20 protein-coding genes are annotated in these 21,092 nt (G+C 45.2%); 10 read left to right on the plus strand and 10 right to left on the minus strand.

Features of this window, described 5'->3' with window-relative positions; all coding sequences use genetic code 11:
• Positions 1 to 14: 14 nt before the first annotated feature.
• Complete coding sequence (locus QZW82_RS08860) at positions 15 to 251, minus strand: hypothetical protein (protein WP_293147152.1); 237 nt, start codon at positions 249 to 251, stop codon at positions 15 to 17.
• A gap of 335 nt (positions 252 to 586) precedes the next feature.
• On the opposite strand from QZW82_RS08860, the gene QZW82_RS08865 reads away from it, so the two are divergent.
• Positions 587 to 1,972, plus strand: a complete 1,386-nt coding sequence (locus tag QZW82_RS08865; RefSeq protein WP_293147154.1) for a hypothetical protein — start codon at positions 587 to 589, stop codon at positions 1,970 to 1,972.
• Positions 1,973 to 2,180: 208 nt separating this feature from the next.
• Here QZW82_RS08865 and QZW82_RS08870 read toward each other — a convergent pair whose 3' ends face one another.
• The gene (locus QZW82_RS08870; protein ID WP_293147156.1) at positions 2,181 to 2,579 is read right to left on the minus strand and encodes a DUF4342 domain-containing protein; all 399 of its coding nucleotides are present in this window, start codon (positions 2,577 to 2,579) and stop codon (positions 2,181 to 2,183) included.
• 677 nt (positions 2,580 to 3,256) lie between these two features.
• On the opposite strand from QZW82_RS08870, the gene QZW82_RS08875 reads away from it, so the two are divergent.
• Both QZW82_RS08875 and QZW82_RS08880 read left to right on the plus strand, forming a co-directional pair.
• On the plus strand, positions 3,257 to 6,073 hold the full coding sequence (locus QZW82_RS08875; RefSeq protein ID WP_293147158.1) for an AAA-like domain-containing protein: 2,817 nt from the start codon (positions 3,257 to 3,259) through the stop codon (positions 6,071 to 6,073).
• Between the two features lie 404 nt (positions 6,074 to 6,477).
• Positions 6,478 to 8,025, plus strand: coding sequence for an ATP-binding protein (locus tag QZW82_RS08880; protein WP_293147160.1), 1,548 nt, complete (start codon positions 6,478 to 6,480; stop codon positions 8,023 to 8,025).
• Positions 8,026 to 8,189: 164 nt separating this feature from the next.
• On the opposite strand, the gene QZW82_RS08885 is transcribed toward QZW82_RS08880, so the two are convergent.
• From QZW82_RS08885 to QZW82_RS08900, 4 genes are all read right to left on the minus strand, one after another.
• Positions 8,190 to 8,564, minus strand: a complete 375-nt coding sequence (locus QZW82_RS08885; protein WP_293147162.1) for a hypothetical protein — start codon at positions 8,562 to 8,564, stop codon at positions 8,190 to 8,192.
• 161 nt (positions 8,565 to 8,725) lie between these two features.
• On the minus strand, positions 8,726 to 9,694 hold the full coding sequence (gene secF / locus QZW82_RS08890) for a protein translocase subunit SecF (RefSeq protein ID WP_293147164.1): 969 nt from the start codon (positions 9,692 to 9,694) through the stop codon (positions 8,726 to 8,728).
• A 145-nt stretch (positions 9,695 to 9,839) separates the two neighbouring features.
• On the minus strand, positions 9,840 to 11,243 hold the full coding sequence (gene secD, locus QZW82_RS08895; RefSeq protein ID WP_293147166.1) for a protein translocase subunit SecD: 1,404 nt from the start codon (positions 11,241 to 11,243) through the stop codon (positions 9,840 to 9,842).
• Positions 11,244 to 11,543: 300 nt separating this feature from the next.
• Positions 11,544 to 12,527: an alpha-ketoacid dehydrogenase subunit beta gene (locus QZW82_RS08900; protein WP_293147168.1), complete on the minus strand. Its 984-nt coding sequence runs from the start codon at positions 12,525 to 12,527 to the stop codon at positions 11,544 to 11,546.
• 378 nt (positions 12,528 to 12,905) lie between these two features.
• Here QZW82_RS08900 and QZW82_RS08905 point away from each other — a divergent pair, with 378 nt between their 5' ends.
• Positions 12,906 to 13,541: a Uma2 family endonuclease gene (locus QZW82_RS08905; protein WP_293147170.1), complete on the plus strand. Its 636-nt coding sequence runs from the start codon at positions 12,906 to 12,908 to the stop codon at positions 13,539 to 13,541.
• 681 nt (positions 13,542 to 14,222) lie between these two features.
• On the opposite strand, the gene QZW82_RS08910 is transcribed toward QZW82_RS08905, so the two are convergent.
• Positions 14,223 to 15,590, minus strand: a complete 1,368-nt coding sequence (locus tag QZW82_RS08910; protein ID WP_293147172.1) for an NACHT domain-containing protein — start codon at positions 15,588 to 15,590, stop codon at positions 14,223 to 14,225.
• A gap of 327 nt (positions 15,591 to 15,917) precedes the next feature.
• On the opposite strand from QZW82_RS08910, the gene QZW82_RS08915 reads away from it, so the two are divergent.
• Positions 15,918 to 16,763, plus strand: a complete 846-nt coding sequence (locus QZW82_RS08915; RefSeq protein ID WP_293147174.1) for an SH3 domain-containing protein — start codon at positions 15,918 to 15,920, stop codon at positions 16,761 to 16,763.
• Between the two features lie 501 nt (positions 16,764 to 17,264).
• Here the strand turns inward: QZW82_RS08915 and QZW82_RS08920 are convergent.
• The gene (locus QZW82_RS08920) at positions 17,265 to 17,990 is read right to left on the minus strand and encodes a M15 family metallopeptidase (RefSeq protein ID WP_293147176.1); all 726 of its coding nucleotides are present in this window, start codon (positions 17,988 to 17,990) and stop codon (positions 17,265 to 17,267) included.
• Positions 17,991 to 18,084: 94 nt separating this feature from the next.
• On the opposite strand from QZW82_RS08920, the gene QZW82_RS08925 reads away from it, so the two are divergent.
• The 3 genes from QZW82_RS08925 to QZW82_RS08935 are packed head-to-tail and all read left to right on the plus strand — an operon-like array spanning position 18,085 to position 18,670.
• Entirely contained in the window at positions 18,085 to 18,321 is a 237-nt protein-coding gene (locus QZW82_RS08925) for a hypothetical protein (RefSeq protein ID WP_293147178.1), read from the plus strand.
• The gene (locus QZW82_RS08930) at positions 18,321 to 18,455 is read left to right on the plus strand and encodes a type II toxin-antitoxin system PemK/MazF family toxin (RefSeq protein WP_293147180.1); all 135 of its coding nucleotides are present in this window, start codon (positions 18,321 to 18,323) and stop codon (positions 18,453 to 18,455) included. The genes QZW82_RS08925 and QZW82_RS08930 overlap by 1 nt, the downstream gene beginning before the upstream one ends.
• Before the next feature lie 23 nt (positions 18,456 to 18,478).
• Complete coding sequence (locus QZW82_RS08935) at positions 18,479 to 18,670, plus strand: type II toxin-antitoxin system PemK/MazF family toxin (protein WP_293147182.1); 192 nt, start codon at positions 18,479 to 18,481, stop codon at positions 18,668 to 18,670.
• Positions 18,671 to 18,689: 19 nt separating this feature from the next.
• On the opposite strand, the gene purB is transcribed toward QZW82_RS08935, so the two are convergent.
• Complete coding sequence (gene purB, locus QZW82_RS08940; RefSeq protein ID WP_293147184.1) at positions 18,690 to 19,985, minus strand: adenylosuccinate lyase; 1,296 nt, start codon at positions 19,983 to 19,985, stop codon at positions 18,690 to 18,692.
• Positions 19,986 to 20,214: 229 nt separating this feature from the next.
• Between purB and QZW82_RS08945 the strand changes: the two genes are divergently transcribed.
• On the plus strand, positions 20,215 to 20,421 hold the full coding sequence (locus QZW82_RS08945) for a type II toxin-antitoxin system HicA family toxin (protein WP_293147186.1): 207 nt from the start codon (positions 20,215 to 20,217) through the stop codon (positions 20,419 to 20,421).
• Positions 20,418 to 20,648, plus strand: a complete 231-nt coding sequence (locus tag QZW82_RS08950; RefSeq protein ID WP_293147188.1) for a type II toxin-antitoxin system HicB family antitoxin — start codon at positions 20,418 to 20,420, stop codon at positions 20,646 to 20,648. Before QZW82_RS08945 ends, QZW82_RS08950 begins: the two co-directional genes overlap by 4 nt.
• 5 nt (positions 20,649 to 20,653) lie before the next feature.
• On the opposite strand, the gene QZW82_RS08955 is transcribed toward QZW82_RS08950, so the two are convergent.
• Positions 20,654 to 20,902: a DUF2281 domain-containing protein gene (locus tag QZW82_RS08955; protein ID WP_293147190.1), complete on the minus strand. Its 249-nt coding sequence runs from the start codon at positions 20,900 to 20,902 to the stop codon at positions 20,654 to 20,656.
• Positions 20,903 to 21,092: the final 190 nt, after the last annotated feature.

The following is a 21,092-nucleotide window of genomic DNA, read 5'->3' on the forward strand; positions in this document are numbered from 1 at the left end:
AAATTGCTCAGTTCCTAGTTAATCTTGCAGCGATCGCACGGGTGTTTACCTCTGTCTAAAAGCTGAACATCGCTCCGGGCTGGCGCGTGCGGGCTACAACCAGGTTTCTGCTTCCCTAGAAGTCGATCGACCCAGATTGAGAAAAACCGCGTTTTTTTGAGATTTAGCGCTCTGGCGGTTGTAAACTCACTATTGTTTAAAAAAAATGCAACTGCTTTTGGTTTGCCGACGATCCAAACCCCGATAGTCATAAGTCATTCCCAATCCTTCATTTTTTCAATTTTTCAATTTTTCAATCCTGCAATTTTTCAATCCAAAATCTAAAATCTCAAATGGTATCCGCTTAAATCTAATGTTATTGATGATACAGAACCTCCTACTTCCCAGAATCGCGGCAAATTTTGAATTTTTAATTCTCTTCTGGCGCTCTCTCCCTCTCTCCCTCTCTTCCCCTCTGGCTTTTACCCCCCGATCTGACTTCTGACAAAAACCAGTTTTGAGTCAGGAGCGATGGCACGATCGCAGCGCGTTTTGATACCATTCAATCAAGCCCAAGACAATCAGGGAATGTAGTGGAGGTGCCTAAATGGAGCTTTTCGGAGAACAAAAACGGTGTCTGGATGCTTTGGTAGCGTCGATCGAGCAATTGGGAGGTCGAGTAGACATTCCGAAGCTGGAGCAGATAGCAGAGCTCATCATTCAAACGATGAGGGGGCCTTGGCGCTACTTTCACACGTCGGAACACATTTTTGAGGTCGGGGGGTCAGTCGATCCGATCGAGGTGCTGTCTGCGCTGTTTCACGACCTCGTGTACGTGCAAGTCGATCAGGGCGTAAGTTTCAATATCAGCAGCGCCCTTTGTCCTTTTGTCCAAGAGGTGCGATCGCAGTTAGTGATTAGAGATCGAACCGAACTGCCCGACGATGCCATGTATCACCTGGTGGCCTCTGTCTTTGGGTTTGTTCCAGGCAAGATTCTCTCTCCGTTTGCCGGCCAGAACGAATTCTTGAGTGCCGTGATTGCTGCCAAATCTTTGGAGCCTTTTTTGCCAGCAAGTACGATCGCCGAAATTGCCGCTTGCATCGAAGCTACGATTCCTTTTCGTCCGATTTCGGCCAGCGGTTTGAGTGCGATCGAACTTTTGCACCAGCGCTTGGTAAGTGTAAATCGCGATTTGAATTTCGGATGGACTGATGCCGAAACAGCAGAAATTGTCAAGCGTTCGGTCAGGTTAGCCAATCGGGATGTAGAAAATTTTGCCTCTCCAAATTCCTCTAATTTCTTAGACAATACCTGGAACTTGATGCCAGAAACCAACCACGAATTGAGCAATGTCAATTCCTATACCGTGGGCGGATATCGCAAATCTCTACAAAAGATGGAAGGATTTTTAAACTTCCTCAAACCCGAACTGGTTTTTCAGCAATTTATGCAAGAACCGGACAATGAAACCTACGCTCACATGATTGCCCAAACTAGAAAAAATATCGCAGTCGCCAAACTTTATCTGGGTATCAAACTAATTACCATCGCAATTTTAGAAGCTCTTTCCTACCGTTTGGGGCGCGACATTCCGCTTTCGACAATGATGGGAGAATTGCGCGCACCAGGATTTAAAACATCGGTTTTGGAAGATTACTTGCCCAACAGACAAATCGCTTACCCCTTAGAAAGTCAGTTAGAAAAAGAGGTTTTAGATTTGTTAGCAATAGGACGCAATCAAGAATCTCCCTATGATATTAAAAACTCCCCCGTGGCTACGTTTATTATCAAATCTATCGGCTTTGCTGAAACCGAAAACTTTTTGAAGAAAGCTCAAGAGTTTTTTGCAGGTCACATTTCATCGGAAGAGTTTCTGTCTTACTGCTCTCCCGATGTCATCGATACCATCTCCTCCGGGGTTATGAAACTCTTTGACAGCAGGAAGACAGCTTTAGGAACAGTTAAGTTAGCTCACCAAAAAGTTTCTTAGAATATGTTGGCAAAATCAGGACTTACGCACAACATAATTTTGGTAAGGTGCGCTCTGCACCTCGTGAACATTACCGCTATAATTCGACCGTAAAAACACTTTTTGCGTAAGTCCTGATTCACAAAAAGAGGACTAAAGTCCTCACAAAAAACAAGCTTGAGCGCGCGAAATTAACCGGACATTAGCAGTAATCGCGACTGAGTTATTGTTATTCTTTTCTTTCAATTATAATCGTCATGTGAGCGACTAATGCACCGATCGCTCCTACTGCTGCAATCACTGGAAACAAAGTCGCGCTGATGACTCCGCCGACTACTCCCACCGTCAGAGGAACTTCTACTAATATCCGTCCCTCTTCATTTTTGATAATCAGGCGACGGATACTCCCTTCGTGAATCAGCTCTTTAACTTTAGCAACCAAATCGTCGCCGTTAATCTTCAACTCCTCGACGCTAACTTTGTCATTAGTATAAGCAGGGGTTTCTAGAGGAGTAGCGTCAAATTTAACTTCAGTAACTTTTTCGGCAGAAACTTTTCCCGATACAGGTATTGATTCGAGTTCTCTTCCCCCGACTGGTTCTTGTATGCGATCTGTAGGTGTGTCCATTTTTTGTTCTCCTTTTCGGTAAAAGTATTTTTCTATAGAATTATTTAGAAATATAACACGCAACTTTTTGTTCATCAATCATACTTTTGGGTGATATTAAGGCATTTACGGTAAAGGTACGTCGATCGCCTCAGAAACCGGGTTTCTGCGAAGATTTCTGGTAACTCAACGAAAAAAATCCCAGAAACCGGGTTTCTCGCCCCCCATGTATAACCTCAGAAACCGGGTTTCTGCGAAGATTTCTGGTAACTCAACGAAAAAATCGTAGAAACCCGGTTTCTCGCCCCCCATGCGTCTAAGACTGAAACTCTCTCCCCTTGTGCCAATACGCTAACTGTCTACCTCAGAGCCTCCCACCGCCACACCCGTGAAAAACCTCAGATCGAGACAGCCACAGGATTAGAGCTACTTTCACACCTTAGATATTCAGACTCAGCGGATGTAGAGGTTGAAATACTGACATTGTACTGAAAGTGCGATCGCCCCGCCGTGTATAGATTTAACACATCTCGTTCGGCCAACTGCACATGGAAACCCTCCCTTACTTTTCTCCACTATCATTTTTATTCAAATCATTGCCCTCGCCCCACAAAACCCGGCCTCCCGAGGTGCCTCCCATGAACATCTTAGAGTTTCTAATGAGAATTGCTTAAAATAAAGGGGAAGCAGAAGTAATTATGATCGAAATATTATCGAAACCAAACCAATTATCTCAAATTGAAGTTGAGCTTGGCGCAAAGTCGGCTAAAATAGAATTTCTTCCTTCTGCTTCCCCTTTATTTCCCGTGTCCGATTTGGCAGCGACAGAATTTGCATATCAAGTTGGTGGCAGTTTGCAGGCGAATGCTCTTACCTACGTCACCAGAGCAGCAGATAGCGAACTTTACGACTCGTTAAAAGCAGGTGATTTTTGCTACGTGCTCACCTCCCGACAAATGGGAAAATCGAGTCTGCGAGTGCAAACAGCGCGCCGCTTGCAAGCAGAAAATATTGCCTGCGGAATGGTTGACATCACAGGAATTGGCACGGCTCAAATAACTCCCGTCCAGTGGTATGCGGGTTTTACAGCCACTCTCGCCAATAGCTTTAAAATTAAAATGAATGTCAAGACTTGGTGGCGCGATCGAGAAGACTTGCCACCACCCGTCAGATTAAATGAATTTATAGAACAAGTATTGCTTCCTGCGAGCGATCGCAATATCGTAATTTTTATCGACGAAATTGACAGCATTCTCTCCCTGAACTTCTCCAGCGACGACTTTTTTGCATGGGTGCGCGGCTGCTACAACAAACGCGCCGAAAATCCAGAATACAACCGCCTGACTTTTGCCTTATTTGGAGTTGCTACTCCTCAAGATTTGATCTCTGACAAAACCAGAACTCCGTTTAATATCGGCCGCGCCATTGAACTCAAAGGATTCGATATTGCCGAAACCACACCTTTAGTCAGAGGATGGCCAGAAAAAATCGATAATTCCCACGAAATTCTCAAAGAAATCTTAGCTTGGACTGGAGGACAGCCATTCCTTACTCAAAAACTTTGTCAATTAACTGCCCAGAAGTTAGCAGCAGAAACCAGCCGCGATTGCCCTAGCCCAAGCAACTGTCAATTATTCATTGCCGAATTAGTGCAGTCTAGCACCGTAGAAAACTGGGAATTTCAAGACGAACCCGAACATCTCAAGACAATTCGCGATCGCCTCCTGAGAAATCCCCAGCGCACCGGCCGTTTGCTGGGACTTTACCAACAAATTTTAGCAGGTATGACTCTGCCAAACGGCGCAGAAAATACAGCAGAAGAGTCGATATATCAATACGATCTAGCTAAGTACAGTTCCGAAAAAATGGAACTTTTACTGTCAGGTTTAATCGTCCAAGATGGAGGCAAGCTGAGAGTTTACAACCAAATTTATGCGTCTATTTTTAATCAAGAATGGATACAACAAGAATTAGCAAAGCTCCTGCCTTACTCCGAGTCTATCTGCGCTTGGGAAGCCTCCAACCACACAGACGCTTCCCGCTTGCTGCAAGGCAGAGCTCTCGCAGAAGCATTAATCTGGGCGGCTGACAAAAGTTTGAGCGATCGCGATTATCAATTCCTCTCGGCTAGCCAAGAACAAGAAAATCTGGAAGTTCAAAGAGCTTTGGAACTAGAAAAAGCAACTTCGCAAATATTAACCGAGGCAAATTTAGTTTTGACTAAAGCTCAGCAAAAAGCCAAGCGAACAGTCCAATTTAGTTTGTTTGCACTCGCTGTAATTTCTGCTATCTCTGGTAGTGTCCTCGTGCAGGTGCAGCGAGTAGCCCAGAAAGCTGAAAATCAAAAAAAACAAGCAATAATTACCCACATAGAAGCACTCAATTCTACCGCCGATATTTCCCTAAGCTACGATCAGCTAGGAGCTTTAATCGCAGCAGTCAGCGCTGGCAAAAAAATGCGAGAGATAGAAGTTTCCCCAACGCTGAAAGCACAGACACTAAATATACTGCACCGAACGGTAAATGCAGTTAGAGAACGCAATCGTTTGCCTAACGGACACACGGCTAATTTCAGCCCGGATGGCAAGTTGATTGTGAGTGCGACTGACGAATTGTTGGTGAATTTCTTTCAGCCTAACGGTAAGTTAATTTTGAGTTTTCCTGGACACACGGAGTCAATTACTGAGGTAGTTTTTAGTCCTGACAGTCAGTTAGTTGCTTCTACAAGTTTTGACAAAACAGTCAGGATTTGGCGCCGCGACGGGACTTTGCAGCAAGTTTTAAAAGGACATCAAGATTTAGTTTGGAGTGCAAGTTTTAGCCATGATTCTCAACTAATTGCTACTGCAAGTTCTGATAAAACTATTAAAATTTGGAGTACAGGCGGGGTTTTGCTGCATACTTTAAAAGGACATACTAGACCCGTTACATCAGTTAGGTTCAGTCCCGACGGTAATATGTTGGCTTCCACCAGTCAGGATCGAACTGTCAAACTTTGGAAACGCACTGGAAAAACACTGTTTCGACTTGAGAAAACTCTTTTGGGACACAAAGATGAAGTGTGGGGCTGCAATTTCTCGCCAGACGGTAAGATGATTGCTTCAGCTAGTCACGATTGGAAGGTAAAAGTTTGGAATACTGACGGCAAGTTGCTCCAAACTCTCGATTCTACAGCAGCTTTGGGTAATGTCAGTTGGAGTGCAGACAGCAAGTTGCTTGCAGGGGGCGGCACTGACGGCAAGGTGAGACTTTGGCGCCGCGACGGGACTTTGCTGCAAACTTTTAGGGCACATCAAGCGGATGTGTGGAGTGTGAGTTTTAGTGCCGATCGCCAAACTTTAGCATCTGCCGGGAAAGATGGGTCGGTGAAGCTTTGGAGTCTCGATCCTGCTAAAGTAGAAGGTGCCGAACTTGACACATTGCTCGCCGTCGGCTGTCGCTGGCTCGGAGACTACCTGCAATACAATCCGGGTGTTGAGAGCGATCGGCATTTGTGCGAAAAAACTGATAATTGACATTTTGTGCCAATTAGCAGAAACAGGTTGCGGTTGAATTGTCACGGCTGGCGATCGGCTCCAGATTGGTCACTACTCTTTTCTGGATTGTCATATAATTTTAGGTAAGGGGTAATAGCAAATGTCCTCGCCCAGATCGCGGATGTCTATCAATCTGAACCAAATTCATGTTATGAAACATTCAAGCTAGTGATAAGTGCTAGATTCTGGTTAGGAGAATTTGGGACAGATTAAACTTACTAAGTAGTCAGGTTGCAAAGGTATCTACTGTTAAATTAATCTAACCGGCTATATTGTTTCGGGTGAAAACAGCACGATTTAAGAAAAAAATCATGCTGAATTAACTCGATTGGAGCGAGTCGAATAGAGTTGATTGCCAAGCTATCAAAAGAGTAGAGAAAGCAGTGCAAATAGTACGCAATACTCCAGCAGCCAACAGCAACTGCCAATTACCAAAGGAGGGAGCAGTGTATGAAACTGATGGGGTGAGTCCCCTGAAATCGCCGCTCGGTTTGCGATCGACTCTAGAGGAATTAACCCTGTACAACTTTCTCCTGGAGTCAGAGTGTCAGGGTGGCGAAGTTACTAAAATTTTTCAATCTAATCCTTTACTTCCCGGCATCATCATTACTGAGAAAGGAAAGTTTGCAGGGATGATTTCGCGCCGGCGTTTTTTTGAACACATGAGTCGCCCCTACAGCTTGGAGTTATTTTCTCAACAGCCTTTGTTCATCCTGTACCGCTTTACTAAAACTGATATCTTGGTTCTCGATCGCAAAACCTCTATTATGAAGGCAGTGCGGCAGTCTCTAGAGCGATCGCCCGAACTAATCCACGAACCCATTGTAGTACAGGTAGAGCCGGACAACTATCAACTTTTAGACGTTCACCAACTACTGCTTTCTCAGTTGCAAATTCACGAGTTAGCAACCGTGGCGATGCGGGAATCCCAAGCACAACTGAGACATCAAGCCCAACAGCTCGAACTTGCCCTCCTGGAACTTCAGCGCACTCAAACTCAACTAATTCAAACAGAGAAAATGTCTTCTTTGGGGCAGTTAGTAGCAGGAGTTGCTCACGAAATCAACAATCCCATCGGCTTTATCTACAGCAATTTGCACCATGCTAAAGAGTATACCGAAGGTTTAATGCGGATGCTTTCTCTGTACCGGCAGCACTGTCCCGAATCTATCCCAGAAATTGAAGCGGAATCAGAAAACATCGAACTCGATTATTTGCTGGAAGACTTACCTAAAGTTTTTGATTCCATGCAGCAAGGTGCAGAAAGAGTGCGGGATATCGTTTTGTCGCTGCGGAATTTTTGCAGGTTAGACGAAGCCCAAATGAAGCAGGTCAACATTCACGACGGTATCAACAACACAATTATGCTTTTGCAAAGCCAGCTTAAAGGGAAACCAGGGCAGGAGGCGATCGCAATTCACAAAGAATACAGCGACTTGCCGCTGGTGCAGTGCTATCCCGGACAGCTAAATCAGGTATTTATGAATATTTTGGTTAATGCGATTTACGCTCTTGTTGAGTGCAAAAAACATGAAATTGTCGATGGCAAAACCCCGAACAATTTGCAAGCATGCGATCGAAATAATTCCCGTGCAAACACTCAATCTTCAATTTCTCATTCTAGCCATCTGATGCCTGCGATTCTGATTCGGACGGAGTTAATCGAGGGCAAAAAGGTAATCATTAAGATTTCTGACAACGGCCCGGGGATGACAGAAGATGTTCGGAAGCGGTTGTTTGACCCTTTCTTTACCACCAAGCCTGTGGGCAAAGGAACGGGGTTGGGATTGTCAATTAGCTATGAAATTGTTGTCAACCAGCACGGTGGCGAGTTGAAGTGCTTTTCCGAACCGGAAAAAGGAACTGAATTTGCGATCGAGATTCCACTTCAACAGTTTTCCCCAGCACATATATTACCTCGCTTTGCTTGATGACAGTTGACAGTTGACAGTTGACAGTTGACAGTTGACAGTTGACAGTTAACTACTGACTAATGACCAATGACTAATGACCAATGACTAATGACCAATGACTAATGACCAATGACTAATGACCAATGACTAATGACTAATAACAACTAACAATTGACAACTGACTACTGACTACCTTTGCAAACCCACTTCCACAAAACATGACTCGGCCCCTGTTGGCGAATGCGGCGCACTTGTTGTTCCAAACCCTGTTTTTCGCGCTCTTGCAATCCTCGCACATTGCGACTTTGCCTGAGCACTACTAAAGTCATCCCCAAGCACAAAACCAAACCGAGAGCTGACCAGCGGTGAAAATATAAACCGTAGCGCACCGCCGCCCAGGTGAAGTGCTCTAACCACAAAGCGATTTCGCGGCGCAAACCCCAAATACTCAAAGAACCGACGCTAATCCACAGCAATATCACAGTTAACCAGCGGCCGTAAACTGTTAGTTTGTGAAGCCTTTGGACTTCTATTTGAAAATTTGGGTCATTGGTCATTTGACAGTTGACAGTTGACAGTTGACAGTTGACAGTTGTTGATAGTCGGTGGTCAGTTATCAGTTATTAGTTTTCGGCAGTCGGTAGTCACTTCTCAGTTGTGATTAATTCTCAATCAGCAGTCAACAGCTCGATCGCTAATGACCGATCACCAACAATCGTTAAACTTTTTCTGATGGGTTAATTCCTTCTGCGGGGACGGCGATGGATTTGCCTGTACGACTGCGCCACCAAGCTAGCAGGGTGCTGGCAATGAAAATACTGGAATACGCACCAGCAATAAAGCCGACAATCAAGGCTAAAGCAAAGTATTTGAGAGTTTCGCCACCAAACAAAAAGATGGAAAACAAGGTCAGCAGCGTCGTCATGGTCGTGTTAATTGACCTTCCCAGGGTCTGCATGACGGCATCATCGACAATTTGATCGATCGACTGTCCGGGATTTAGCTTGATTACTTCTCGCACGCGATCGTAAATTACCACTGTATCGTTAACAGAAAAACCGATAATTGTCAAGAGTGCAACCACAAATAAACTGTCAACTTCCACTCCTATAGCCAAACCCAACATTGAGAAAATGCCCAGGGTAATTAAGACATCGTGAAACAAAGCAACGAAAGCAAAAAAGGCATAATCTAACTGAAATCGAAACGTCAGATAAATAGTAATACCAGCAAAGGAAAGGAACAAAGCTAGCAAACCGGAAGTAAATAACTGTTTGCCGAGAGTAGGGCCAACCGTATCAATTTGAATAGATTGAGGAGCAAAAGCGCCTATTTTCTCGCTCAAAGCTGTTTGCAACTTAGTCCGCTGTTCGACATCCAAAGTTTTAGTCCGCAGGGACAAACCGCGCTGTTCTTGGCCGATAACTTGAATGCTGCTGCCGGCCAAACCTTGGGTGTCGAGGACTTGGCGGACAGTGGCAATATCTATGGGTTTACAATTTTCCGGTTTCGTGCAGTCGAGTTCAAATTGCAGCCGAGTGCCGCCGATAAAGTCTAAACTGGGGCGCAGCGGTGCGCGGATGTCGGGACGAGTCCAAGAAATCGCCATCGACACTATACCTGCAAGGATTATAGCGGCGGAAATACTCCACCAGATCGATCGCTGTTTGATAACACTGAATTGCATAATTTGAAGGAAGAGGGAAGAGGGAAGAGGAAAGAGGGAAGAGGGAAGAGGTTACTGGTTACTGGTTACTGGTTATTGGTTATTGGTTATTGGTCGCAGTTAACAAATAACAAATAACAAATAACAAATAACTAACGATTAGCTATTAACTATTAGCAGTTTTCGACAAACCGGGACAAAACCACTCGGGTTTGCGTAATTTGGGAAAGCCCAACACTACCAACATTAGAGTGCGGCTGCAAGTAAGAGCAGTAAACATACTCACTGCGACGCCCAAGGCCAGCGTTACAGCAAACCCTTTGACTAAACCAGCCCCCAACCAGAACAAAGCAGCACAAGCAATCAGTGTAGTTACGTTACCGTCTAAAATGCTCGAAAAAGCGCGGTAAAAACCTGATTCTACCGATCGATAAAGCGTCTTCCCAGATCGCAACTCTTCCCGCGTGCGCTCAAAAATCAGCACGTTAGCATCCACAGCCATCCCGATGCTGAGCACAAAACCAGCAATTCCCGGCAGCGTTAAAGTTACTCCCAACAGCACGAAAGCGGCCCAAGTTAACAGAGCATAAATTAACAGAGCAATATCTGCAATAACCCCAGGCAGTCGGTAGTACGCCACCATGAAAATCAAGACTAAAACCAAGCCGCCGATACCTGCATTAATACTGCTTTGAATGCTGTCTCGTCCCAAGCTTGCACCGATTGTGCGGTTCTCTACAATTTCGACAGGCACTGGTAAAGCACCACCCCGCAATTGCACTCCTAAATCGTTAGCTTCTTGTGCTGTAAATCGACCTTGAATTACAGCGTTGCCACCAGTAATTCCTGTCTGGGCAAATTCAACGCCTACAACAGGAGAACTGATCATTCTGTCGTCTAGAAAAATGCCGAGAGTCCGTCCCGTGCCGGCTAAGTTTTTAGTGAGTTCGGCAAAGAGTTCGCCTCCTTTGGTGTCGAAATTGAGTGCGACATTCCAGTCGTTACCACCAGTGGGTTGAGCTTGAGCATCTTTGAGGTTGGCGCCACCGAGTTCGCTGCTTTTGTAGAGTTTGGCGATCGCTTCATTGCTTCTTTTCAAAGCAGCCTGATTTTCTTGAATTGCGGCCTCATTTTTGCTGTTTTTGCTAGTTCTCAATGCTGTTTGCTTTGCCAGCAATTCCTGCTGCAACTGCCTTTCAATACCTAATTGCGCTTCTGTTCCCGGCAGTTGTTCCCGAAATTCTAGCTTTGCAGTGCCGCCCAAAACTCGTTCTGCTTGCTGCGGGTCATTGACTCCAGGTAATTGTACGAGAATTTGGTCTTCTCCTACTGTTTGCACTAATGCTTCGGAAACGCCCAAACCGTTGACGCGGTTTTCGACAATCCGCCGCACTGCTTCTAACATTCCTGGGTCAATTTTCGGGATATCTTTGGTAGTTTTTACCTGAATTGTGAGTTGTGACCCTCCTTGCAAGTCTAATCCCAGCCGCGTCGGAATTGTTGCTATCACAGTAATAGCGGCTACGATTAAAACAAAAATTAGGGCTAATAATGAACGTTGTTTTTGCATACTTAATTATTTATTAGTCTTTAGTGAGTTGTCAATTGTCAGTTGTCAGTTGTCAGTTGTCATTAGTGAGTTGGAAAGAAACAGACTTTCTACGATTTTTGAGTTAAGTAACGAGAAATATCGCAATAAAGCAGGTTTCTGAGACCGTGAGTGCATCCATTAACTTCTTAATTATCACTTCAGAGTTTACCTTTGATGGTAAAAAAATAAATCGGTGCATACTGCGCCCCTACTTCTCAACCAATGACAACAATTAACTGTCAACTGTCAACTGTCAACTGTCAACTGTCAACTGACTATTTATACTCGCAAACCTACCATTTTTTGGACGGCTTCGACTATTTGATTGGGCTGGACAATTGTCAGTCTTTCCAAATTACCGTTGTAAGGCGTGGGAATATCTTGTGAAGACAGGCGCAAAACGGGTGCGTCGAGTTCGTCAAAAAATCGATCGCTAATCGAAGCAATTAGTTCGGCACCTATGCCTCCGGTTTTCATGCACTCCTCTACAATAATTACTTTGTGAGTTTTGCGAATAGATTCGCCGATGGTTTCCATGTCGAGGGGTTTGAGAGAAATTAGGTCGATTATTTCGGGATCTAAACCTTCTTTCATGAGTGCCGGCAAGGCTTGCAGGACGTGGTGGCGCATCCGCGAATATGTCAAGATAGTGACATCTTTGCCCGATCGCACAATTTCCGCTTTATCTAACGGCACTAAATATTCTGTGTCTGGCAAATTTTCCTTAAGGTTGTAAAGCAAAACGTGCTCGAAAAACAGCACCGGGTTATCGTCGCGAATGGCTGATTTTAAGAGTCCTTTGGCGTTGTAGGGAGTCGAACAGGCGACTATTTTCAAACCCGGTACTGCTTGGAAATATGCTTCTAACCGCTGGGAGTGTTCGGCGCCGAGTTGTCGGCCCACGCCACCGGGGCCGCGAATTACCATCGGCATTTTGAAGTTGCCGCCGGAGGTGTAGCGCAGCATTCCGGCGTTGTTGGAGATTTGGTTGAAGGCGAGGAGCAAAAAGCCCATGTTCATGCCTTCGATGATCGGGCGCAATCCCGTCATTGCTGCGCCGACTGCCATGCCTGTAAAGCTATTTTCGGCGATCGGGGTATCCAGGACTCGGAGCTCGCCATATTTGTCGTAGAGGTCTTTGGTGACTTTATAGGAACCACCGTATTGACCTACGTCTTCGCCGAGTACGAATACAGAGGAGTCGCGGGCCATTTCTTCGTCTAACGCCTCGCGGAGGGCGTTGAACAATAGGGTTTCTGCCATAGGAGGTGAAGCAATGATTGCAGGAGGGTCAGAATTAAAATCTTAACCTTTTGGGGGTGTCGATGAGGATGCGATCGTACATTTGACAGTTAAGACTGGAGATTTTGCCAATACATATCATAACATTTGTATTATGTCAATCAATATTTAAGTAATCCAAGCTTAGCTGTAGGGTGCGTCGCGATCGACAATCCTCAAGAAAAAGCGACAATCTAGTAGCGACGCACCTGCGATCGCAAGACTCGTGGAAACAAACCTATGTGTAAGGTGCGTGGCCACTCGAAAAGTCGATATAATTTAGAGATTAAAAATGGATCCGCACCCTACGAATACTAAGATTTGGTCGCATTATATGCCGTTTAACAGCAGAGGAATATTATGTTTCAGGCCAAAACAGAACTAACTCTGGAAGAGTTTCTCAGTCTCCCCGAAGGAGAAGGAGATATTACCTACGAACTTGTTGACAATCAAGCAGTACCGAAGATGTCACCGAAAAAATTTCATTCTCGCCTCACCAGAAGCCTGATAAAAATCCTCGAACAGTGGGGTGAAGAACGGGGAGAAATTGGTGTAGAATGGGCAGTTAAATTAACCAAAATGGGGCGAGATTGGGTTCCAGTCCCAGACCTTTTATATGTTTCTTACGAACGTTTGTCTCCAGACTGGAATCAAGATGAAGCCTGTCCTGTCGTCCCGGAATTAGTCATAGAAATTATTTCACCCGAACAAACTTTCGGTCAGTTAGCTGCGAAAGCGAGAAATTATTTAGATGCTAAGGTTTTGCGAGTTTGGGTGGTAGATAGTAAGGCCAGAAGCATTACAGTTTTTTATCCGGATGCAGCACCGCAGACTTATATGGGAGATACTCTATTAAAAGATCCACTTTTTGATGGATTAGAATTTAGTGCGGAACAACTATTTCTCATGGCAAAAATACCACCAAAGACGGCGGTTGAAACCGCGTCTACACAAACGAATTCCGCCTCCGCGGAATCAAGAAAGGACGGCGGTTGAAACCGCGTCTACACAAACGAATTCCGCCTCCGCGGAATCAAGAAAGGACGGCGGTTGAAACCGCGTCTACACAAACCAATTCCGCCTCCGCGGAATCAAGAAAGGACGGCGGTTGAAACCGCGTCTACACAAACGAATTCCGCGGAGGCGGAATTAAGAAAGGACGGCGGTTGAAACCGCGTCTACACAAACGAATTCCGCGGAGGCGGAATCAAGAAAGGACGGCGGTTGAAACCGCGTCTACACAAACGAATTCCGCGGAGGCGGAATCAAGAAAGGACGGCGGTTGAAACCGCGTCTACACAAACCAATTCCGCCTCCGCGGAATTAAGAAAGGACGGCGGTTGAAACCGCGTCTACACAAACCAATTCCGCCTCCGCGGAATTAAGAAAGGACGGCGGTTGAAACCGCGTCTACACAAACCAATTCCGCCTCCGCGGAATCAAGAAAGGACGGCGGTTGAAACCGCGTCTACACAAACCAATTCCGCCTCCGCGGAATCAAGAAAGGACGGCGGTTGAAACCGCGTCTACACAAACCAATTCCGCCTCCGCGGAATCAAGAAAGTAACGCATTTTTACTAGGTACTCTTCAACCCGCGGAGGCGGGTTTTGTCTGTGTAGCCGCGGTTTCAACCGCCGGGTAATATCACAAATATTATTTTTTGTCAAGCTCTGCATTTATATTTCAGCAAAATGCTTTTGCAATAAATCGTGAATAAATCGATAACGTCGATCGCCCGTTTTTTGCAGCAACAGTCGATCGCCCGCAGCATCCAGAAAACGCTGGTAATCCCACGGAATATGACCGCTAGACCACAATACGAGGCGCAATATCAAACTATCAATCGCTGGAATTGGTGGCAACAAAGCACTAATTACCGCAGCCGCAGCACCCGCCATCAACCCCAAAACCGATCCGGAGACTAGGGTGGCGATTACTCCCAAAATTACCCAAATCAGCCCGCCCAACAGTTTAATTCCAAACTGATACTTGCGCTGTTCTTCGGCTGTTTGCAGCCAACTAGACGAGATGCGATCGAGGTAAAATTCTTGAATTCCTTGCTGTTCCATCTTTCTCGCCAACCATCCCAGCCAGCGGCGAATTTGTTCGGGCCGCAGTTCCTTTCCTCTGGGATACTGCTTGACTTCCCCAGTCATTTGGTGGCGGATGTAGGCAGTTAACAGATATTTGCGCTGTTCTTCTGTGGAAGTTATTCGCTTCCAAGATTCGATTAAAATATCATCATAAGCCAAAGCCATCATGCTCAATAATAACGGAGATTTTGCTAATTTTAACAACTCCGGCTCCTTCTCTATGCTGTACCAAAGTTCGCGGCTTCTGGCTTCGAGTAGATAATTTTGAATTTGAGTTTCGGTCAGAGGTTTCAGCAAAACTGCTGCTTGCAGTTTAAATCTAGTCGGGCAGTTTTTGTAAGCTTCAAAACTGCTGCACGCTACTAAATGTTTGGGTTGAAATTCGCTTTCAAGAAACTGATTGATTGCTTGAATGCAGCTATCTTGGCGGTGAATTTCTAGTTCGTCCAAACCGTCGAAAAGAGGTAGCAATTTTTGTTCGGCCAGCCATTTTTTGCCGTCAGTGGTTGAGATGCCGTATTTGTAATGAAGCTGAACAATTAACCAATCTGCGATCGCCCCCGATTCTGCTTTCCACGATCCGAGTTCAAACAGCACCGGTATTGGTAAATTAGGATCTTGTTCGGCGCGCGAAACTAACACCAGAGCCAATTCTAGCAGCGTCGTGGTTTTGCCGGAACCCGTCGCTCCCAAAATGACTAATTTGCCGCTGGTGCGATCGAACACTTGAGAAATGCTAGCTTTGGCTGGAAGCCGAAAACTTGGACGATTTCCCGCTTTCACTTCCACATCCCAACAGCGACTGACACCGACAGGCTGCGAGTCTTGGCTGAGGTTAGCCAGCACAGCAGTATGCAAGGATTGCGATCGGCCCGCTTCGGCTTCCTGCTTCACCTCCGAAAGCAGTCGATCGCGAGGTGGTTGTAATTGGAAAGGAATAAATGTTGACATGAGAACTAATAAACGGCACCTCGCGCTGGATGCTTACGTTGCTAGATTTGAGCACAACTGGCTCAGAGCAACAGTAGCATCACCACAGGTGTCAAGTATAGACGGACTAAAATTATTGTGACAATCATCAATGTTAAATTTTAGGCACTCATCCGGAAACATGAGCCCAGATTAAGTATTTTCACTATAAATCAAATCGCTGTCGGCCCGATTTTTCCAGCAAAATCTTGACAAATTCGCCTAATTACGTATTTTCTCTATAACTTAATTGGCGATCGCGTCAATTCCGCAACAAAAAATATCAGTATAAATACAGAGGGGGTTTTTATGCCATTTACTTCTACTCAAATCATCACAGTCACCTTAGCAGGGCTAGCCACAGCCGTGGGAGTAGCTGCTGCAACCATACAGTCAGGTAGGATTCAACAATCCAATGCACCCCTTGCAGAATCCCCAGCAGCAGTCAGCAACGATATTTCACTTTTTCCGGCGAACAACCCCGAGTCTGAACCAGCAGAACCTCTGGAAGTAGAAACCCAGCCTGGGGAAGCCTCGAAATCTCAACCTCAACCAGCCAAAAGTGGCGCATTTCAACTACCGCTAATCGCTGGAGTCTCGCAGCAAAAAGGTGCGCCAGTAGTTGTCACACCGCCCAATTCCGGCTGTAAAATCAGTATGGCTGTAGTTAGCGATCCGAATCCACCGCTGAATGTGCGATCGCACCCGCAAGTAAACGACAGCAAAATAGTAGGAAAACTGAAAAATAATACCTTTGTTTCCATTGCAGAAGAACAAAATGGTTGGCTGCGAATTACCGAACCGCCCGGTTGGATTGCCAAAAATCGCACGGAAAGCAGTTGTTCTAATGTCAACCAGCAGATTAATTTTTTGTTTGGGGGAGATGAGGCAATTGTTAAAGGTCGAATCATTGGCGGTGGAACTCACTCTTACAAGATTCGGGCTGCTAAAAATCAAACAATGACGGTTAAGAATCGGAAAGATGTTTTCCCGCAAATTATCACTCCTAGCGGCAAACTTTTAGCAGAAGATCCGAATACAGGAGGTAATAAAACTGAGTGGACGGGCAAAATTCCTGTTACTGGAAATTACACATTTGAACTAAACTCAAATTTCCGTGGCTATGAATACGAATTTTATGTGCGAGTCCGTTGACATACTCAGGTTCGTAGTAAGGACTTCAGTCCTTCTTCAGGTTAGTAGTAAGGACTTCAGTCCTTCTTCAGGTTCGTAGTAAGGACTTCAGTCCTTCTTCAGGTTCGTAGTAAGGACTTCAGTCCTTCCTCAGGTTCGTAGTAAGGACTTCAGTCCTTCCTCAGGTTCGTAGTAAGGACTTCAGTCCTTCCTCAGGTTCGTAGTAAGGACTTCAGTCCTTCCTCAGGTTCGTAGTAAGGACTTCAGTCCTTCTTCAGGTTCGTAGTAAGGACTTCAGTCCTTCCTCAGGTTCGTAGTAAGGACTTCAGCCCTTCTTCAGGTTCGTAGTAAGGACTTCAGTCCTTCTTCAGGTTCGTAGTAAGGACTTCAGTCCTGATTTAACAATTTTTCCGGACTAAAGTCCTCACTACGAACCTGGTTTTTTGAGGACTAAAGTCCTCACTACGAACCTGTTTTTTGCGGACTAAAGTCCTCACTACGAACCTGTTTGCGCTTAGCTAATTAAGGAATTTCAGTAAGCGATATATCTAAAATCGCAAATTTCTGCCAATCTTCCGAATCAAAGTGCCACCATTCTGTGGTGATGCCGATAAATCCCTGTTTTTTCATCGCATCTTCAAGCGTTTGACGATTTTTCCGAGATTGGGCGCTGCCACCGTTGTAATCTCTGTGAGCTTTTTTGGTAAAATCGTCATAGGGCGTTGGCATCTCTAATTCTTTGCCAGTGCGATCGACCAAAGTCAAATCCACAGCCGCCCCGCGATTGTGCCGCGAACCCCTAGCGGGATTAGCAACATAGTTCGGATCTGGCAAAAACTCCCACATTTGCTTAGTCACAGAGAAAGGCCTGTAGCAATCGTAAACTTTCAAACCCAAGCCGATTTTTTCTAAATCAGTTTGAACTTTCCCCAATTTTTCAGCAACAGAACTTCTCAAAGCGCATTTTGCTACTGTATAAAGCTTTCGTTTCAAGAAATTGTTAGTAGTGGCGTAGCGGATATCGAGGCGAATGTTGCGATTAACGGTACGGATGTCAACCAGCCGCGCCCAACTGGGAAGTTGACTCATGAAAACGCTTTCAGGTGCTACTGAGGTTGGTTCTGGTTGGGTAATTTGCACTTGTGGCGACTCCGTTGCGCGGACAAATATGGGATGGTGCAGACCGATCGCACAGAGCAACACTAACATAAATGCGATCGGGTATTTTCCAAAACGATTAAATTTCATAGCTGTTCTGATTGTGAGTGTTAAAAAGTAGATTGAGGTCGTTGTTCTGTGCTATAACCAATATTATCTAGTAACCGTGACAGCAAGGGGAGCTATGAAAACTGCAATTTCACTTCCAGATTTAGTGTTTGAAGAAGCCGAGGCGTTGGCTAATCAGTTAGGATTATCACGCAATGAGCTTTATACCAAAGCATTACAGGCTTATGTGCGGCGACACAACCGCGATCGAATTTTGAGCAAACTAAATCAAGTCTATTCTGAAGAGTCATCCGAACTAGATCCTGTCTTGGCGAAGATGCAATTTATGTCCTTACCTCATGAGGATTGGTAATGTATCGTGGAGAAATTTGGTGGGCAAATTTATCCGATCCAGTTGCTTCTGAACCTGGATATCGTCGTCCAGTGTTAATAGTTCAGGATGATACTTTTACTCAAAGTCGTATTAGCGTCGTATTAGCACTGTAATCGTCGTCATCATTACTTCTAATATGCGGTTAGCGGAAGCACCAGGTAATGTCTCGTTACCGAGTAAAGCCACAGGTTTACCCAAGGATTCTGTGGCTAATATTTCTCAGCTTTTTACTGTGGACAAAACGTTTTTAATTGAGTGCATTGGCACAATACCACAGGATTTACAGGAAGAAATAGATGAAGGATTACGATCGATATTGTATCTTTAGTTGGAATTTAAAAATATTTTTAAATTCCCAAGCGCTGATAGATTAAATCTAAATGCCTTAATTGGTACTGCGGATCGAAACAATCATCAATTTCTTTGGTTGTCATGCGAGCAGTAACGCTGACATCTTTGGAAATTAAATCGTAGAAATTGCCACCCGTTTTATTCCAAGCTTGGTGAGCGCAAGATTGCACAATTTTATAAGCATCTTCGCGACTCGTACCTTTTTCTACTAAGGCTAGCATCACCCGCTGGCTGAAGATAACTCCGCCGTAAAGATTCATGTTTCGCTTCATGTTTTCGGGATAGACTAGCAGGTGTTTTACTAAGTCTGTGGTTTCGACTAACATGAAGTGGGTAACAGTGGAACTGTCGGGCAAAATCATCCGTTCTACGGAACTGTGAGAAATATCTCTTTCGTGCCAAAGCGCTACATTTTCTAAGGCTGCGACGGCGTTGGCGCGAACAATTCTTGCCATTCCTGTGAGTCTTTCCGATCGAATCGGGTTGCGTTTGTGCGGCATGGCGGATGAGCCTTTTTGCCCTTTGGAAAAGAACTCTTCGACTTCGAGAACATCGGTGCGTTGCAGGTTGCGAATTTCCACTGCAAAACGCTCGATCGATGCAGCTAACAGTGCTAAGGTTTGGACGTATTCGGCGTGTCGATCGCGCGAAATGACTTGAGTCGATGCACAATCGGGTTCGAGTCCGAGGTTCTGACAGGCGATCGCTTCTATTCGCGGATCGATATTAGCATAGGTTCCGACTGCGCCGGAGATTTTGCCAACTGCGATCGACGATCGCAAATTCACCAATCTTTCTCGGCTGCGAAACACTTCAGCCAGCCATCCTGCCAGTTTAAAGCCAAAGGTGATGGGTTCGGCGTGTATTCCGTGCGATCGGCCAACCATCACAGTATTGCGGTGTTGTTGGGCCTGATAGCGAATAGCTTGGCTCAAATCTTCGACACGTTCCAACAAGATGTTAACGCTGGCGACTAATTGTAGCGCCAAAGCGGTATCGAGCACATCGGAACTGGTTAAGCCGAGGTGAATGTAGCGGCCGGCATCACCTACATATTCATTGACATTTGTCAAGAAAGCAATCATGTCATGGCGGACTTCGGCTTCAATTTCGAGGACTCGTTTGGGGTCAAAATTAGCCTTAGCTTTAATTTCTTCGACTGCGGCGGCGGGGATGTAGCCGAGTTCGGCTTGAGCTTCGCAGACAGCGATTTCTACTTGTAGCCAGCTTTTGAGTTTGGCGGTTTCAGTCCAGATGTTGCCCATTTCGGGCAGAGTGTAGCGGTCAATCACGGTTGGGAGTTGGGGAATGCGATCTCACCATTGTACATCTGTGAGGGGTGCAAGAGCGATCGGACTTTGGGGCCTAGAAACCGGGTTTTTTACGATAATACTTTGTTGTAGCCCGAAGATTCGGTAAAAACCCGGTTTCTTTGGTTGCAGTGCAGAAACTAGGTTTTTGTATTTTTGTCGTTTGGGCGATCGGCTACAATATTCTAAACCTCAATAGCTGGCATCACTCATGCCTAAAAAAGTCAGAGAATTGAAAAGTCTATTACTAAAAGCAGGATTTACTTACAGACAGGGAAAAGGCAGTCACACTGTATGGGAACACCCATTATTACCTGAAAAAATTACACTATCAGGTAATGATGGTGATGATGCGCCAAATTATCACGAAAAAAGAGTAATTTCTGATTTACAGAAGCTGAAGGAGATAGAAGAATGAATAGCCATTACAGTATCATCATCCAGTGGTCAGAAGAAGATCAACTTTTTGTTGTCAGTTTACCTGAGTTTACCGATGTCATGCAGCCTTGTACTCACGGACACAGTTACGAGGAAGCGGCAAAACACGGACAAGAATTGTTAGAAACATTGATTGAACTCTATCAAGAAGATGGCAAACCTCTACCAGAACCTCAGACTTTGGGACAACGATTGCAGATAGCGTAAAGTTATTAATACAACGCATCAGAAAGTGGCTCGTTAAAATCCTCACTCATCCAGCCCATCCCTTGATGCAGACCTAAAACTCGTTGTTGCGGAGGAGGAGGTGCAGCTTCAACTGAAGTGTTTTCAGGGCTCGATCGCATCTGTCGTTCCAGCAAAAACTCTGCAAAAGTTAACAAAAGCTGCTGATTTTCCGGGAGTAAGTGTTGTAACTTGCCTAGCAAATCTTCCAAAAGTTCGATCGTTTGAGAAGTCATCTTTTTCCCCTCAATGTTGGCGATAGTCTCATTTTAATCGGAACGTATACTGTTTCAGTTTAACTGTGCGATCGCACCATCGTACATCTGTGTGGTGCTGGTCTGGAGTCGGGATGGAGAATTGGGGGCGATTCCCTTCGGGATAGCTAGGCTTCACGAAGTTTCCAAATATGTGACACATAGTCCGTAG

Source organism: Microcoleus sp. bin48.metabat.b7b8b9.023, from assembly GCF_013299185.1.
In the GTDB taxonomy this organism is placed as follows: Bacteria; Cyanobacteriota; Cyanobacteriia; order Cyanobacteriales; family Microcoleaceae; genus Microcoleus.

Coding starts and splice junctions, on each gene's coding strand:
- QZW82_RS08930 (WP_293147180.1), top strand. CDS start 18,321: ATGTATCGTGGAGAAATTTGGTGGGCAAATTTATCCGATCCAGTTGCT.
- QZW82_RS08875 (WP_293147158.1), top strand. CDS start 3,257: ATGATCGAAATATTATCGAAACCAAACCAATTATCTCAAATTGAAGTT.
- QZW82_RS08870 (WP_293147156.1), bottom strand. CDS start 2,579: ATGGACACACCTACAGATCGCATACAAGAACCAGTCGGGGGAAGAGAA.
- secD (WP_293147166.1), bottom strand. CDS start 11,243: ATGCAAAAACAACGTTCATTATTAGCCCTAATTTTTGTTTTAATCGTA.
- QZW82_RS08860 (WP_293147152.1), bottom strand. CDS start 251: ATGACTATCGGGGTTTGGATCGTCGGCAAACCAAAAGCAGTTGCATTT.
- QZW82_RS08945 (WP_293147186.1), top strand. CDS start 20,215: ATGCCTAAAAAAGTCAGAGAATTGAAAAGTCTATTACTAAAAGCAGGA.
- QZW82_RS08900 (WP_293147168.1), bottom strand. CDS start 12,527: ATGGCAGAAACCCTATTGTTCAACGCCCTCCGCGAGGCGTTAGACGAA.
- QZW82_RS08885 (WP_293147162.1), bottom strand. CDS start 8,564: ATGACCAATGACCCAAATTTTCAAATAGAAGTCCAAAGGCTTCACAAA.
- secF (WP_293147164.1), bottom strand. CDS start 9,694: ATGCAATTCAGTGTTATCAAACAGCGATCGATCTGGTGGAGTATTTCC.
- QZW82_RS08925 (WP_293147178.1), top strand. CDS start 18,085: ATGAAAACTGCAATTTCACTTCCAGATTTAGTGTTTGAAGAAGCCGAG.
- QZW82_RS08920 (WP_293147176.1), bottom strand. CDS start 17,990: ATGAAATTTAATCGTTTTGGAAAATACCCGATCGCATTTATGTTAGTG.
- QZW82_RS08955 (WP_293147190.1), bottom strand. CDS start 20,902: ATGACTTCTCAAACGATCGAACTTTTGGAAGATTTGCTAGGCAAGTTA.
- QZW82_RS08865 (WP_293147154.1), top strand. CDS start 587: ATGGAGCTTTTCGGAGAACAAAAACGGTGTCTGGATGCTTTGGTAGCG.
- QZW82_RS08935 (WP_293147182.1), top strand. CDS start 18,479: ATGCGGTTAGCGGAAGCACCAGGTAATGTCTCGTTACCGAGTAAAGCC.
- QZW82_RS08915 (WP_293147174.1), top strand. CDS start 15,918: ATGCCATTTACTTCTACTCAAATCATCACAGTCACCTTAGCAGGGCTA.
- QZW82_RS08950 (WP_293147188.1), top strand. CDS start 20,418: ATGAATAGCCATTACAGTATCATCATCCAGTGGTCAGAAGAAGATCAA.
- QZW82_RS08905 (WP_293147170.1), top strand. CDS start 12,906: ATGTTTCAGGCCAAAACAGAACTAACTCTGGAAGAGTTTCTCAGTCTC.
- QZW82_RS08910 (WP_293147172.1), bottom strand. CDS start 15,590: ATGTCAACATTTATTCCTTTCCAATTACAACCACCTCGCGATCGACTG.